Origin of the sequence: Janibacter melonis (genome assembly GCF_003721155.3) — a bacterium.
Taxonomy (GTDB): domain Bacteria; phylum Actinomycetota; class Actinomycetes; order Actinomycetales; family Dermatophilaceae; genus Marihabitans; species Marihabitans melonis.
In genome coordinates this window covers 2,217,502-2,231,715 of the sequence record NZ_CP044548.2, presented here as the reverse complement: position 1 = coordinate 2,231,715, position 14,214 = coordinate 2,217,502, and the positions used below count along the sequence as shown (strand labels likewise).

General features: G+C 74.4%; 16 protein-coding genes. 7 read left to right on the top strand and 9 right to left on the bottom strand.

Translation table 11 applies throughout. The features are described 5' to 3' along the window. The first annotated feature begins 10 nt into the window (after positions 1–10). Complete coding sequence (locus EEW87_RS10635) at positions 11–646, top strand: DUF5701 family protein (RefSeq protein ID WP_123093029.1); 636 nt, start codon at positions 11–13, stop codon at positions 644–646. On the opposite strand, the gene EEW87_RS10630 is transcribed toward EEW87_RS10635, so the two are convergent. Further along, on the bottom strand, positions 636–1,112 hold the full coding sequence (locus EEW87_RS10630) for an SRPBCC family protein (protein WP_123093031.1): 477 nt from the start codon (positions 1,110–1,112) through the stop codon (positions 636–638). The genes EEW87_RS10635 and EEW87_RS10630 overlap by 11 nt on opposite strands. A gap of 122 nt (positions 1,113–1,234) precedes the next feature. Between EEW87_RS10630 and fumC the strand changes: the two genes are divergently transcribed. Beyond that, positions 1,235–2,641, top strand: coding sequence for a class II fumarate hydratase (fumC, locus tag EEW87_RS10625; RefSeq protein ID WP_123093033.1), 1,407 nt, complete (start codon positions 1,235–1,237; stop codon positions 2,639–2,641). 190 nt (positions 2,642–2,831) lie between these two features. On the opposite strand, the gene EEW87_RS10620 is transcribed toward fumC, so the two are convergent. Both EEW87_RS10620 and EEW87_RS10615 read right to left on the bottom strand, forming a co-directional pair. Further along, entirely contained in the window at positions 2,832–3,248 is a 417-nt protein-coding gene (locus EEW87_RS10620) for a tetratricopeptide repeat protein (protein ID WP_123093035.1), read from the bottom strand. A gap of 66 nt (positions 3,249–3,314) precedes the next feature. Further along, a complete protein-coding gene (locus tag EEW87_RS10615; RefSeq protein WP_123093037.1) occupies positions 3,315–4,181 on the bottom strand; it encodes an oxygenase MpaB family protein in 867 nt (288 codons plus the stop codon). Between the two features lie 79 nt (positions 4,182–4,260). On the opposite strand from EEW87_RS10615, the gene EEW87_RS10610 reads away from it, so the two are divergent. After that, positions 4,261–4,962, top strand: a complete 702-nt coding sequence (locus tag EEW87_RS10610; RefSeq protein ID WP_123093039.1) for a maleylpyruvate isomerase N-terminal domain-containing protein — start codon at positions 4,261–4,263, stop codon at positions 4,960–4,962. Next, positions 4,959–5,438: an EVE domain-containing protein gene (locus tag EEW87_RS10605; protein WP_123093041.1), complete on the top strand. Its 480-nt coding sequence runs from the start codon at positions 4,959–4,961 to the stop codon at positions 5,436–5,438. Before EEW87_RS10610 ends, EEW87_RS10605 begins: the two co-directional genes overlap by 4 nt. Here the strand turns inward: EEW87_RS10605 and EEW87_RS10600 are convergent. Continuing rightward, on the bottom strand, positions 5,411–6,232 hold the full coding sequence (locus EEW87_RS10600) for an NAD-dependent epimerase/dehydratase family protein (RefSeq protein WP_123093043.1): 822 nt from the start codon (positions 6,230–6,232) through the stop codon (positions 5,411–5,413). The genes EEW87_RS10605 and EEW87_RS10600 overlap by 28 nt on opposite strands. 3 nt (positions 6,233–6,235) lie before the next feature. Then, positions 6,236–6,397, bottom strand: a complete 162-nt coding sequence (locus tag EEW87_RS10595; RefSeq protein WP_157089963.1) for a hypothetical protein — start codon at positions 6,395–6,397, stop codon at positions 6,236–6,238. Positions 6,398–6,497: 100 nt separating this feature from the next. Between EEW87_RS10595 and EEW87_RS10590 the strand changes: the two genes are divergently transcribed. Next, the gene (locus EEW87_RS10590; protein WP_123093045.1) at positions 6,498–8,021 is read left to right on the top strand and encodes an amidohydrolase; all 1,524 of its coding nucleotides are present in this window, start codon (positions 6,498–6,500) and stop codon (positions 8,019–8,021) included. A 142-nt stretch (positions 8,022–8,163) separates the two neighbouring features. On the opposite strand, the gene EEW87_RS10585 is transcribed toward EEW87_RS10590, so the two are convergent. The 3 genes from EEW87_RS10585 to EEW87_RS10575 form a co-directional block, all read right to left on the bottom strand. Further along, complete coding sequence (locus EEW87_RS10585; RefSeq protein WP_123093047.1) at positions 8,164–8,766, bottom strand: ATP-binding protein; 603 nt, start codon at positions 8,764–8,766, stop codon at positions 8,164–8,166. Between the two features lie 21 nt (positions 8,767–8,787). Then, on the bottom strand, positions 8,788–9,591 hold the full coding sequence (locus tag EEW87_RS10580) for an endonuclease I family protein (protein WP_123093049.1): 804 nt from the start codon (positions 9,589–9,591) through the stop codon (positions 8,788–8,790). A 159-nt stretch (positions 9,592–9,750) separates the two neighbouring features. Further along, on the bottom strand, positions 9,751–10,305 hold the full coding sequence (locus EEW87_RS10575) for a nucleosidase (RefSeq protein WP_205473704.1): 555 nt from the start codon (positions 10,303–10,305) through the stop codon (positions 9,751–9,753). A gap of 45 nt (positions 10,306–10,350) precedes the next feature. Here EEW87_RS10575 and EEW87_RS10570 point away from each other — a divergent pair, with 45 nt between their 5' ends. Together EEW87_RS10570 and EEW87_RS10565 are read left to right on the top strand one after the other, a co-directional pair. Next, on the top strand, positions 10,351–11,826 hold the full coding sequence (locus tag EEW87_RS10570; RefSeq protein WP_123093053.1) for a cryptochrome/photolyase family protein: 1,476 nt from the start codon (positions 10,351–10,353) through the stop codon (positions 11,824–11,826). 53 nt (positions 11,827–11,879) lie between these two features. Beyond that, on the top strand, positions 11,880–13,301 hold the full coding sequence (locus EEW87_RS10565) for an HAD-IB family hydrolase (RefSeq protein WP_123093055.1): 1,422 nt from the start codon (positions 11,880–11,882) through the stop codon (positions 13,299–13,301). Positions 13,302–13,435: 134 nt separating this feature from the next. On the opposite strand, the gene EEW87_RS10560 is transcribed toward EEW87_RS10565, so the two are convergent. Next, positions 13,436–14,158 (bottom strand): FadR/GntR family transcriptional regulator, encoded by a 723-nt coding sequence (locus EEW87_RS10560; protein ID WP_123093057.1) that lies wholly within the window; start codon positions 14,156–14,158, stop codon positions 13,436–13,438. Positions 14,159–14,214: the final 56 nt, after the last annotated feature.

Sequence of the window (14,214 nt, the reverse complement as noted above, 5' to 3'; positions counted from 1 at the left end):
GAGACCCGCCATGTTCGTCGCGTCCCAGCTCGACCGGCTGCTCGACCTCGGCCTGGCCGAGCTCGCCGGTGTCGACGAGGACCAGCTCGTCGAGTCCTTCGGCGGTGACCTGCTGTGCACGACGGGCCTGCTCGCCGTGCACCCGAGCCTCGTACCCGCCGCCCGGCTGACCGCCCTGCTCGAGCGCGGCGGCAAGCCCGGCTTCGTCGTGCCCGACATGACCGACCTCGCGGCCTTCGGGCCGATCCCGCAGGTCGAGGTGCCCGACACCCCGCTCTACGTCGTCACCGGCGTCGAGCGCGGCGACGACCTGCGCGACGTCAGCCCCGACGAGGCGCTGCCGCGCATCCTCGAGCGCGGGCGTACCCCGCTCACCCTCACCGAGGGGATCAGCTGGCTGCTCCAGCAGCCCGCGGTCCTCGAGCCGAACCACTGCTTCATGACGATCGGCTCCCGCAAGCCCAAGGGCGCCGGCTACGACAAGCGTGTCCCTGCCATCTGGATCAGCGGAGGGGCACCGCGCGACGGCGGCCCGGAGCGCGACGGCGCGCCCAAGGTCGGCTGGTGCTGGGCCGGCAACCGGCACACGTGGCTCGGCCACGCCTCGGCCGCCGGACGTCAGGCGGGCGCCGCGCTCACTGCGTGACGGCGGCCGCGAGGCGGCGCAGCGACTCCTCGCGCACCTGCGTCGGCAGGGCCGGCATGGAGATGCCGAGGTCGCGCACGACGTGCTCCGGCACGTCGGTCCAGTCGAAGGTCTGCCGCACCCGCGTGCGGTGCTCGTCGATCGGGTCGAGCTCGTAGCGCCACTCCCACCCGATCGGCCGGCCGCCCTGCGGCCCGGGTCGCCAGGCGACGACCCGGTCGGGCACGAGCGCGACGACGTGGTTGTCCATGACGTAGTCCTCGGCGTCGCGCCCCGGCAGACGACGGCGCATCTGCATCGAGAAGACCTGCCCGACCTGCGTGAGACGCTCGCCCTCGAGGCGCTCGCGCACCATCCGGCTGCCGTCGACGGAGGGGTGCTGCGCCGGGTCGGTGAGCAGCGCGTAGACCCGCTGCGCCGGGGCGTCGACGTCGAGGGTGATGGTCTCGGTCGTGGGCTCGCTCATGGGGTCGAGTCAACCAGTCGGGCGGCGGGCGAAGGGGTGGCCGCGCCCCCTTCGTCCTCGCTCGGCGCAGTGCCGCCGGACTCGCGCCGACGCGCCCGGCGGGCCCCGGTAGCGTGACGCCCATGGTTGACACCGCCGGTACCCGGACAGAGAGCGACAGCATGGGCCCCGTCGAGGTGGCCGCCGACAGGTACTGGGGCGCGCAGACCCAGCGCAGCCTCGGCAACTTCGACATCGGCCGTGACACCTTCGTCTGGGGGCGCACGATGATCCGCGCCCTCGGCATCCTCAAGAAGTCCGCGGCCCTGGCCAACGCCGAGCTCGACCAGCTGCCGCGCGACATCGCCGACCTCGTCGCCCAGGCCGCCCAAGAGGTCGTCGACGGCGAGCTCGACGACCACTTCCCGCTCGTCGTCTTCCAGACCGGCTCGGGCACGCAGTCGAACATGAACTCCAACGAGGTCATCGCCGGCCGCGCGAACGAGATCGCCACCGGCAGCCGCGGCGGCAAGGACCCGGTGCACCCCAACGACCACGTCAACCGCGGTCAGAGCAGCAACGACACCTTCCCCACGGCCATGCACGTCGCCGTCGTCCTCGAGCTCGCCGAGACGATGTACCCGGGCGTGCAGCAGCTGCGCGACACCCTCGCCGCGAAGGCCGAGCAGTACGCCGACGTCGTCATGGTCGGCCGCACCCACCTGCAGGACGCCACCCCCGTCACCCTCGGCCAGGTCATCGGCGGCTGGGTCGCCCAGATCGACTTCGCCGTCGAGGACGTGCGCCGCGCCGACGAGCGCGCCCGCGAGCTGGCCATCGGCGGCACCGCCGTCGGCACCGGCCTCAACGCCCACCCCGACTTCGGGCGGCTGTGCGCGCAGCACATCTCCACCGAGTCCGGTCACGAGTTCTCGCAGGCGGGCAACCTCTTCGCGAGCCTGTCGGCGCACGACGCGCTCGTCGCGGTGAGCGCCGCTCAGCGCACCCTCGCCGGCGCGCTGATGAAGATCGCCAACGACGTGCGCTGGTACGCCTCCGGCCCCCGCAACGGCATCGGCGAGCTCGCGATCCCCGAGAACGAGCCGGGCTCCTCGATCATGCCGGGCAAGGTCAACCCGACCCAGGCCGAGGCGATGACGATGGTCGCCACCCGGGTCTTCGGCAACGACGCGACCGTCGGCTTCGCGGGCAGCCAGGGCAACTTCCAGCTCAACGTCTACAAGCCGGTCATGGCGCACGCCGTCCTCGAGTCGGCGCGCCTCATCGGCGACGCGTGCGTCTCCTTCGACGCGAACTGCGCCGTCGGGCTCGAGCCGATCCACGAGCGGATCGAGGCAAACCTCGCGAGCAACCTCATGCTCGTCACCGCGCTCAACCGCCACATCGGCTACGACAAGGCCGCGGCGATCGCGAAGAAGGCGCACAAGGAGGGCACGACCCTGCGCGAGTCCGCCGTGGCCTCCGGTGTCGACGGCGCCGACTTCGACGCCTGGGTCGTCCCGATGGACATGACCCACCCCAGCGCCTGACCACCTTCGCCTCACCACTCTGACTCGCGCTACGGCGCAGTACCGGTCGTGATCACGACCACTACTGCGCCGTAGCTCGCGACGAAGGCGGGTCGGGGCGATCCGACGGGGGCGGGCAGAGACGACGACGGGCTGCCGACCGCAGATGCGGTGGGCAGCCCGTCGTCGTGCGCCAGGGGCGAAGGGGGGGTCAGATCCCCTCGTCGCTCACCTCGGCGCCCGGGGCCTGCGAGGTCTCGTAGCCGCCGAGCAGCTCGGCCATGCGCAACGGGCCCTTCGCCTCGTCGGCGCGGCCGGCGCGCACGAGGGTGCGCCCGAGGAGCAGGTGCGCGTAGGCGTCCTGCGGGTCCTCGTCGAGGACCTGGCGCGCGGCCTCCTCGGCCCGGCGCAGCTGGGCGGAGTGGTAGTAGGAGCGGGCGAGGAGCAGGCGGGGCTCGGAGAGCCCGTGCCCCACCGGGTCGCGGCCGTCGCCGCCCTCGGGCGTCTCGGCCCGGGCGGCAGCCACGTCGGTGAAGAGCTCCTCGAGCTCGCGCGCTGCGTCGAGGTACTGCCCGTCCTCGAAGTAGTGGCGGGCCCGGTCGTAGTGCTCGTATCCGTAGGTGACCATCACGCGGGCCTCAACAGCGCTCGGGCTCCGGGTGTTCCGGCGGACCGGCTGCCCACGACCCGGGGCTCATGCCGCCGCCATGCCCCAGCGCACGAGACGGGTCGCGCCGACCCCGGCACCGCGGGCCAGCGACCGGGCCAGCCCCCGCCGGGCGGGCAGGTCGAGCATCTCGCCCGCCCACGGCGGGAGCACGCCGAGCGCACCGCTGGCGATGAGGCCGTAGCCCGGCCGGGCAGGCACGGGCAGCGGGGGCTCGCGCAGCAGGAAGGAGGCGGCGTCGCGGGCCGCCTCGGTCGTGCGCAGCTCCGGGCGGTACTCCTCGAGCGCCGCCTCGAGCTCGGCGACGCTCGTCGGCAGGTCCGTCGCCCCGAGCCGGCTCGCGGGCAGCGCGGCCTGCTCGACGTAGCGGTCGCACTCGGTGACGTCGAGCGGGCTGGCCGCGTAGAGCTGGTGGGCGCGCAGGAAGCACCAGACCTCGGCGACGTGCACCCAGCGCAGGAGGTGGGGGTCGTCGGCGGAGTACGGCCGACCGAGGTCGTCGACGCCGCGGACCCGGGAGTGCACGGCGCGCACGACGGCGATCGCCTCCTCGGCGTGCTCGATCGTGCCGTACGTCGTCGTCGCGAGGTAGTGGCTCGTGCGCTGCAGCCGGCCCCACGGGTCGCCGCGGAAGCCGCTGTGACCGGCCACACCGGCCATCGTGGACGGATGGAGGGACTGCAGGAGGAGCGCGGCGATGCCACCGGGGAACATCGAGGCCTCGGCGTGCACCCGCCACACAGGGTCGTCCTCGGTGAACCAGCGCGGGCCCTCGCTGCGCCAGATGCGGTCGGCGGCGCGCTGCGCGTCGGGGCCGGCGACGCGGCTGCGAAGGGCGTGGGCGAGGCGGGTCTGCGCCGCTCCCGCCGCGCGCCCGATGACGGTGGAGGTCATGCCCCGACAGTAGGTCGCGCCACCGACAGCCCGGCCCGCAAGCGCCTGCCCAGTCGCCGCCGGACCTAGGGTCGAGGGCATGGCGAGCGACCTCGGGAGCCGGCCCGTCCCCCTTCGCGTGACGCTCGAGGACGGCCGCGGCGCCCTCGACGAGGCGCTCGACGCCCTCGTCTCGGCCGGCGACCTGCCCGATCTCGACCTCCTCGAGCCGAGCCGCTGCCGCGGGTGGTCCCGCCTCGAGGTCCTCGTCCACGTGCGCACCGGGCTCGAGGAGATGCTCGGCGGGTGCGTCAGCCCCACCGGGGCGACCCCGGACCACGACGCCGCCTCGTACTGGCGCGAGGGGCCGGGCGCGCAGGGCAGCGACGACGACACGGTCGCCGCGATCCTGTGGACCCGTCGCACCGCGAGCGCCTACCGACGACCCCGGGGTGCCTGGGAGCACCTCGTCGCCACCACCGGGGCGGTGCGCTCGGCCTCCGCGCTTATGGGCGACCGCCCCGTGGACTTCCAGGGACAGGTGCTCGCGGCGGGCGACTTCCTCGCGACGTGGGCGGTCGAGCTCGCCGTCCACCACCTCGACCTCGACGTGGCGGGGCCGCCACCCCCGCCGGCAGCGCTGCGCCTCGCCCGGGCCACGGTCGAGGCCCTCCTCGGCATGCCCCTCGACGAGGCGATCTCGGACGTCGACGCCGCCCTCCTCGGGTCCGGCCGCCGCCGTCCGACCCCGCAGGAGCGCCACCTCCTCGGCCCGCTCGCCGACGAGGTGCCCGTCCTGTGACCGCCCGCGGCAGCGCGAGGGCGGTGCGGGCCGAGGACGTCGGGGCCTGGCTGGTCAAGGCCAGCCCCGGTGCGAGCGACGTCGAGACGATGCGCGCGCAGGGCTTCGCCGAGGTGCGGCGGTGGTGCGTGCGCCGCTCGTACCGCACCGAGCTCGTCGAGCCCGGCGCCCCGGTGCTGCTGTGGGTGAGCGGCGGCAGCTCACGGGTGCCGTCAGGGGTGCACGCGGTCGGCGAGGTCACCGGCCCGGTCGAGCGCGACCTCCACCCGGGCCCGGTCGACGACCTGCCGATGCGGCTGCGCCCTCTCGACCCGCCCGTGCTGCGGCTTGCGCTGCTCGCCCACCCCGTCCTGAGCGGGCTCGAGGTGCTGCGCAGCCCGTGGGGCAGCAACCCCTCCTACCTCGATCGCGAGCAGCTCGACGCGCTGCGCGAGGTCGTCGGTCCCGGTCAGCTGCCGGCGACGAGCGGCGGGTAGCCCTCGCGGTAGCTGGGGATCTCCGGCTGCCAGCCGGTCGCCCGCAGCCGCGCGTTGCTCAGCCGACGACCGACGGGGGTGACGTCGTCCCCCTTCGACCACGGGACGCCGAGCTCGGCCGCGACGAGGGCGCGCAGCTCGCCGGACGTGCAGGGCTCGTCGTCCGTGACGACGTAGAGGCGGTCCGGGTCGTCGACGCGGGTCAGCAGGTGGGCGAGCGCCGAGGCGGCGTCGTCGCGGTGGACGCGGTTGGTCCAGCGCCCGGGGTCGTGGTCGTCGCCGCGGCGCACCTCGTCGACGACCCGTGGGTGCGGGCGACCGTAGAGACCGGAGAGCCGGGCGACGACGCCGTGAGGGAGGGCCTCGGCGAAGGCCCGCTCGGCCTCGAGGAGGACCCGGGCCGTGGGCCGGGAGGGGGCGGGCGGCGTCGACTCGTCGACCTCGCCCTCGACGTCGCCGAAGACACCGGTCGAGGACACGAGGACGGCCCGCGACGGGGTCCGCTCGCGCACGACCGCCTCGATGCCGCGCAGCATGCCGTCGACGTACGTGCGCCGGTAGGCGTCCTCGTCCCGGCCGTCGGCCGTGAGGCAGACGAGCAGGAGGTCGGCGTCGAGATCGGGCAGGTCGACGTCGGGGTCGGCGAGATCCGCCGCGACGCCACGGATCGGCGGGGGTACCTGGGCGGCGTCACGACGCACGCCGGTGACGGTCACGCCCTCCTGCGCGAGGCGCAGCCCGACGCGGCTGCCGAGGTCGCCGCAGCCGAGGAGGGTCGCTGTCCGGGTGCTGATGGCTCAGATGGACGCGGTGGGGCTGTCCTCGGGGCGCTGCCCGCCGTCGCCGTCGTCGGGGCCCTGGTCGGTCTCGACCTCCACCCCTTCGGTGCGCTGCTGCGCCTCGTCCTCGCGCTGCTGGTTGTCGGGCTGCGGGTCGGGGGTCTGCTGCGTGTCGCTCATGACGGAAGTCAACCACTGCGGAGGGGGTCGGCGGTGGCTGCGCGGGTGGGCACGGGCGCCCGTCGCGAGCACCCCCGCGTCCGTGGTTAGGGTGCGACCCATGAGCACGACGAGCACCCCTCACCTGCTGCTGCGGGGGGTCCGGCCGGCGGGGTCGGACCACGAGCCGGTCGACCTGCGGCTGCGCGACGGCCGGGTCGCCGAGCGCGGTCCGGACCTGCCGGCGAAGGGGGCCGAGCTCCTCGACGTGAGCGGCACCTGGGCGGTCCCCGGGCTGTGGGACCAGCACGTCCACATGGGGCAGTGGGCGGCGCTCGGGCGACGGGTCGACCTCGCGGACACCTCCGGGCCGGGCGAGGTGCTCGCCCGGGTGCGCGCGCACCTCGACGCGGGCGAGCCGGACGACGACTCCCTCGTCGAGGGATTCGGCTGGCGGCTCGGAGGATGGGCCGACCTGCCCTCGACATCCGCACTCGACGAGGTCGCCGGGTCGCGACCGGTCGTGCTCATCAGCGGCGACTGCCACGGCGGCTGGCTCAGCTCGGCCGCGTACCGGGCGCTCGGCGTGGAGCCTCGTGCCGGTCATGTCGACGAGGACGAGTGGTTCGCGCTGTGGGCCCGCCTCGGCGAGCTGCCGCAGAACCCGCGCGCCGTCCACGCCGCCTTCGACCGCGTGCTGCGCGAGGCCGCCGCCCGCGGGGTCGTCGGCATCACCGACCTCGAGCACGCGACCGGGCTGTGGCGCGAGTGGCCGCGACGGGTCGCCGCCGGGCTCGACCGCCTCCGGGTCCGTCCGGCGACCTACCCGACGACCCTCGACGACGCCCTCGCCGAAGGGGTGCGCACCGGCGACGTCCTCGACGACCTCGGCCTGGTGACGATGGGCCCGCTCAAGGTCATCAGCGACGGGTCGCTTAACACCCGCACCGCGTGGTGCTGCGAGCCCTTCGTCACCGACGACGTGCTGCCAGACCCACGGGGCAAGAGCAACGTGGGGCCAGAGGAGCTCGCCCAGATGCTGCGCCGGGCCGCGGCCGGAGGCCTGCAGGCGGCGGTGCACGCGATCGGCGACGCGGCGCTGGCCGACGCGCTCGACGCCTTCGAGGCGTCGGGGGCACGGGGCAGCATCGAGCACGCCCAGCTCGTCCGGCTCGAGGACCTGCCCCGGATGGCGCGGCTCGGCATCGCCGCGAGCGTGCAGCCGGCCCACCTGCTCGACGACCGGGACGTCACCGACGCGCTGTGGCCCGACCGGGCGGAGCGCTGCTTCGCGCTCGCCGCGATGCGTGACGCCGGGGTCGAGCTGCGGCTGGGGTCTGACGCCCCCGTCGCCCCGCTCGACCCGTGGGAGGCGATGGCCGCCGCGGTGCACCGCAGCGCCGACGACCGCGCTCCCTGGGTGCCGGACCAGGCGATCACCCCCTTCCAGGCGCTCGCTGCCTCGACCGACGGGCAGCACCTGCGGGTCGGCGACCGGGCCGACGTCGTCCTGCTCGCGTCCGACCCCTTCGCCGTCGAGGTCGACCCCCGCGACGGCGAGGCGACCGCCGAGGCCGCCGCCCGCCTGCGCGAGGTGCGCGTCTCGCTCACTGTGCTCGGGGGCCGGGTGACGCACGAGGGGTGACGCCTCCGCCGGACCGGGATGCCGGCGCCGGACCGGGATGCCGAGAGGTGACCGGGATGTCGAGAGGTGACCGGGACATGTCCCGGCCCCGCACGGACAACCCGGTCGCCGACGGGTTCCCCGGTCGCCTGCAGTCCGGAGGTCACCTCGTGACGGTGCGGACCTCGACCTCCAGCCAGGCGAAGGCGGTGAGGTCCTCGGGCGTGAGACGGGCCGGGCCCGGCAGGTCCGTCCGGAAGGTCAACCGCGTCCCCGAGGCGCCGGTGCCCTCGACACCCCTCAGCCCAGCGTCCGGGATGCCGTGCCGGTAGGTCTGCGACCACGAGCCCTCGGCACGGTGGTTCTCGTGGACGAGGCGCTCGCTGAGCGCGGCGACGACCGACATGACCCGCCGCGGCAGGCCGTCGGGGAGCGGGGTGACGGCGCCGTCGACGAACCGGACGTCGCGCGTCGCCATCACCGGCTTGCGCACGACCCGCCCCTGGGCGTCGCGACGGGTGTCGGTGCCGCGCCCGTCGTCGGCGACCGTGACCGAGCCGTCCGGGTGGTGCGTGACGACCACCCGGCCGATCCGTCCGAGCGCCTCTGCCTCGTCGGCCGCGTAGGCGAGGACCTCGAGGAGGAGGTGACGTCGTCCCCCTTCGCCGAAGGTATCGGGGTGCGCACGGACCGTCGCGAGGTGCTCGGTGTCCACGTCGGTGGTCCAGTCGTGGGTCGTCACCGTCCACGTCCTGCGCTCGTCCATCGTGCGACCGTAGCGGGCCGTCTAGAAGATCGACTCGACCCACTCGGGGTGGTCGACGAAGGGGTTGCGGTTGCCCTGCCAGCCGTCGTGGATGCGGTCGTTGCGACGCTGCTCGAAGGCGCTCGGCGGGTCCAGCTCGTTCCACTCCTTGAGCACCGACAGCCGGCCCATGTACGGCGCGGAGCCGTTGCCGGTGCGGTCGTTGACCTCGAGGTCGGCGAAGCCGTCGGCACCCTCGTAGCGCACCGCCATGTAGAAGATCATCCGCGCGACGTCGCCCTTGTCGGCGTCGCGCGGCTCCCACGAGTCGCCGTCCGCGTAGTTGCCGGGCGCCTCCTGGTTCTGCGTGCCGCCCTCGTCGAAGTCGAGGTTGCCCCGCGCGGAGTTGACCGTGACGTCCGTCGGGCGCAGGTGGTGCAGGTCGGTCCCCGGGCCCGCGGTCGTGCCGAAGTCGCCGTGGCTCTTGGCCCAGACGTGCTCGCGGTTCCAGTTGTCGACCCCGCCGCCGTTGTTGCTCTTCGGCGAGGAGGTGCCTGAGTACAGCAGGACGACGCTGCTCGTGTCCTGCGGGTCCTCGTCGACGTCCTTGATGCCGTCCCACACCTGCGAGTACGACAGGACCCGCTGGTCGCTGACGAGGTCGGTGAGCGCAGCGCGCAGCTGGGCGCCGGACAGCCCCTCGACGCCGTCGTAGTACGTGCCGGGGTCGGACGCGGCGACCGTGGTCGTGGCGGCCGGCGCGAGCGCCTGGGCGGGGAGGGCGGCGGGGGCGACGACGAGGGCGAGCGCTCCGGCGAGGGCGGCGACGCGACGGGTCGGGGTCATGGGGCACCTCTGGGCGAAGGGGGCGCCGGACCGGTCGGGCCGCCGCACGGCCATCGTGTCCGGGACCAGGTCGAGGGAGGGTGGACGTCCGGTCAGGGTCGCGTCAGAGGTGCGTCCGGATCGGGTGGGGTCGGTCAGCGGCGAGTCTGCGAAGGGGGATCAGCGCCTCGCTGCGTAGGCCTCGAGCCACGCCCCGAGCTCGCGCGCGCAGCCGTCGACCGCGGCCGACCAGTCGTGCGCGGTCTCGTCCGCGCCGTCGCTCACCATCTTCACCAGGCGCACCGGCACACCCATCTCGTGGCAGGCCAGCGCGACGGCGTAGCCCTCCATGTCGACGAGGTGCGCCCGCCGCGCGATGCGGTCGCGCACCACCGGGTCGGTGACGAAGAGGTCACCGCTCGCGAGCGTCGTCGGCAGGGCGGGGTCGAGCACGAGCCGCTCGCGCGGGTCGATGCCGAGCTGGCGGATCTCGTCGGCCGACAGGTCGTGGTTGAGGACGGTGCCGACCTCGTGCAGCCCGGTGACGTCGGGGCGCAGCGCGCCCGCGGTGCCGATGTTGACGACCTCGACCTCGTCGCGTCGCGGGTGCTCGGCGAGCGCCCGGGTCACCTGGACGGCGGCGAGGGTCTTGCCGATGCCGGTGAGCACGACGGGCATCCCCGACGGGACGTAGGCCGCCTCGGCGGCGATGGCTGCGACGACGAGGATCTCCACGGGCTGCACGCTATCGCCGTCGGTGCGCGCACCTAGGGTGGCGCCGTGGCAGTCACGGTGCGCCTGGTCTACCCCCACCAGCTCTTCGACGAGCACCTCGAGGTGCCGCAGGGCACCCGTGTCGTCCTCGTCGAGGACGACCTCCTCTTCCGGCAGTATGCCTTCCACGCCCACAAGCTCGTGCTGCACCGGGCGAGCACGCGCCGCTTCGCCCGGCGGCTGCGCGGGGCGGGCCTGGAGGTCGACGTCGTCGAGAGCCGCGCCGACGAGCCCACCGGTCCGCGGCTCACGGCGCTGATCCGCGAGATCGGCCCCGACCGGGTCGAGGTCTTCGACGTCCACGACGACTGGCTCTCGCGCGACATCACGACGGCGCTGCACGACGGCGGCTACGACCTGCGCGCGCAGGACGTGCTCGAGACCCCCGGCTTCCTCACGACCCGCGAGGAGCTGCGTGGCTGGTTCGCCGAGCACCCGGCCCGGATGCAGCACTTCTACACCTGGCAGCGCCGCCGTCTCGGAGTCCTCGTCGACGGCGACCAGCCCGTCGGCGGGCGGTGGTCCTTCGACACCGAGAACCGCAAGAAGCTGCCGAAGGGGTACGACCCGCCCCGCGTCGACCTCGCCACCGAGCACGGCGCGGACGTGCGGGCGGCGGTCGAGTGGGTGGCGCAGGAGTTCCCCGACGCCCCGGGCGACCCGGCGACCTTCGCCTGGCCGACGGACGCGGCCGAGGCGCGTGACCACCTCGCGGCCTTCCTCGACGAGCGCCTGGCCGACTTCGGTCCCTACGAGGACGCGATCTCGGCGGACCACCCCTTCGTCCACCACGCCCTCATCACGCCGATGCTCAACATCGGCCTCATCACCCCGCGCGAGGTCCTCGACGCGGTGCTCGCGCACGCCGACGAGCACGACGTGCCGATCGCCTCGCTCGAGGGCTTCGTGCGCCAGGTCATCGGGTGGCGCGAGTACATGCGGGCGACCTACCACCTCTACGGGCGACGGATGCGCACGAGCAACCGGCTGCACCACGACGAGGACCTCGCCCCGGGCTGGTGGGACGCGAGCACCGGGCTGCTGCCCGTCGACCTCGTCGTGCAGCGGGTGCTCGACACCGGCTACTGCCACCACATCGAGCGCCTCATGGTGCTCGGCAACGCGATGTGCCTGCTGCGGGTGCGCCCCGACGCGGCCTACGAGTGGTTCATGAAGCTCTTCGTCGACGCCTACGACTGGGTGATGGTGCCCAACGTCTACGCGATGAGCCAGTTCGCCGCCGGCGAGGCGATGACGACCAAGCCCTACGTCTCCGGCAGCAACTACCTCAAGAAGATGTCGGACCTGCCGCCAGGGGAGTGGCGCGACGACTGGGACGCGCTGTACTGGACCTTCGTCGTCGACCACCGCGAGGTCTTCGAGGAGAACTTCCGCTCCCGGCGCATCCCGGCGCTGTGGGACGGTTTCGCCCAGGCCAAGCAGGACGACCTGCTCGAGCGGGGCCGCGCGCTGCTGGGGTGACCGGCCCCACCGCCGCGCCCTCCGGCGGGCCTTGGCGCCCTAGGGTCGGGCACGTGCCCGGAGCAGCCTTCTTCGACCTCGACCGCACCCTGCTGCGCCGTGCCTCCGGGCCGGCCCTGTCCGAGGCGATGCGCGAGACCGGCGTGACCTCGGCGGCGCTGCCGCTCGAGCGCGCGATCTTCGGCTACTTCGACCTCTTCGGCGAGACGCTCGGTTCGATCGCGCTCGCCCGCCAGGGCGGGCTGCTCGTGCGCGGCCGGGCCGCCGACGCCTTCGACGAGGCCGCGGAGGTCGCCGCCGACCGGCTCGCCGAGCGGGTCGAGCCCTTCGCCCGGCTGCTCCTCGACGAGCACCGCCGGGCGGGTCGCCCCGTCGTCCTGGCGACGACGACGCCCGAGCACCTCATCCGCCCCTTCGCCCGCCGGCTCGGGCTCGACGACGTCATCGGCACCCGCTTCGAGGTGCGCGACGGGCGCTTCACCGGGGCGCTCGACGGCCCCTTCGTGTGGTCGCGGGGCAAGCTCGCCGCGGTGCGCGCCTGGGCCGACGAGCACGACGTCGACCTCGCCGACTCCTACGCATACTCCGACTCGGTCTACGACCTGCCGCTCCTGCACGCCGTCGGCGAGCCCGGCGCGGTCAACCCCGACCCCCGGCTCCTCGGCGTCGCGATCGCCCGCCGCTGGCCGGTGCTGCACTTCGACACCTCGCCAGGAGTCGTCAAGGTGCCGGTCGTCGGGCTCGAGGTGCAGCAGGTCGCCATGGCGATCGCGCGGCCCGAGCTCATCCCCTACGCCCGCTTCGAGGTCGAGGGGGTCGAGCACCTGCCGCAGACGGGCGGGACCATCCTCGTCGGCAACCACCGCAGCTACTTCGACGTCACGACGATGCTCGTCGCGATGCGTCAGGCCGGGCGCACCGGTCGCTTCCTGGGCAAGAAGGAGATCTTCGACGTGCCCGTGCTCGGCCAGGTGATGACCGCGCTCGGCGGCATCCGGGTCGACCGCCAGGGTGACGACGACGAGCGCGACGACCCGCTCGTGCCCGCCGCCCGGGCCATCGCCGGCGGCGAGCTCGTCGCGATCCTGCCCGAGGGGACGATCCCGCGCGGCCCCGACTTCTTCGACCCCGTCCTGCGCGGCAAGCCCGGCGCGGCCCGGCTCGCCGCGATCACCCGCGCGCCGGTCATCCCCTTCGCCCTCAGCGGCACCGAGCAGGTGTGGCCGCGCTCGGCCCGGCTGCCCGACGTGCTCGCGCTGCGCCGCCCGCCGACGGTGCGGGTGCGCTTCGGCCCGCCGGTGGAGCTCAAGCACCGCAGCGAGGCCCGCGACACCGACCGCATCATGGCCGCCATCGCCGACCTCTTGCCCGACGAGCTGCGCGAGCCGCGCCGGCCGACCCTCGCCGAGCTCGCCCGCACCTACCCCGACGGCGTCGTGCCCGCCCAGGACCGGGCCTTCGCGGTCGACGGGTGACGCGCGGGTACGACGACCACTGACCTCCCGCCCGCTCGCGGCCTCGCTCCTAGGGCGGCCCCCTGACGGAGAGACCGATCGGCGGTCGTCCTACCCGCGGGTCACGACACCGCTGGTGGCGGGCGACCGACCTCTCAGCCGGCCGGGTCCTGCCGCGCTATCGCGTCGGCGGCCTCGTCGACGACGCGACGCATCGTCGCCTCGGCCCGCACCGCGTCGCCGGACGCGATCGCCTCGGCGATCTCGCGGTGCCACCGGATGGCCTGCGGCTCGGGGACGGCGGGCATGAGGTCGTGCTCCGTGCGACCGGCGAGGGCCTGCTCGACGAGACCGGCCATCGAGGCGAGTGCACGGTTGCCGCTCGCCTGGAGCAGCGCGGTGTGGAAGTCGACGTCGTGGGCGAGGTAGGCCCGCAGGTCCCCGGCCGGACCGGTCGCCGCCATCCCCTCCACGGCCGCCCGCATGCGGGCGACGTGCTCGGCCTCGTCGCGCCGGGCCGCGAGGGCGGCCGCGACCGGCTCGACCCCGCGGCGCAGCTCGCTGATCTCCGCGAGCTGGCGGTGCCGGTCGGCCCCGGCGAGGCGCCAGCCGACGACGAGGGGTGACAGGGCGTCCCACTCCTGGGGCGGGCGCACGACGAGCCCGACCCGGCGACGTGCGGTGAGCACGCCGACCGACTCGAGGACCTTGACCGCCTCGCGGACCACCGTGCGGCTCACGCCGTAGCGCGCCTCGAGCTGCTCGGTCGACAGCGCGGTGCCCACGCCGAGGACGCCGCCCAGCAGGTCGGCGCCGAGGTCGCGCAGGAGCGCGACGTGCAGGTCGCGGCGCGGCGCGGGGGTGCTCACCCGGCGCATCCTAGGCCTCGCGCCGACGCGTCGGCTGGCAATAGTCATACTTTTGCGCCAAGATC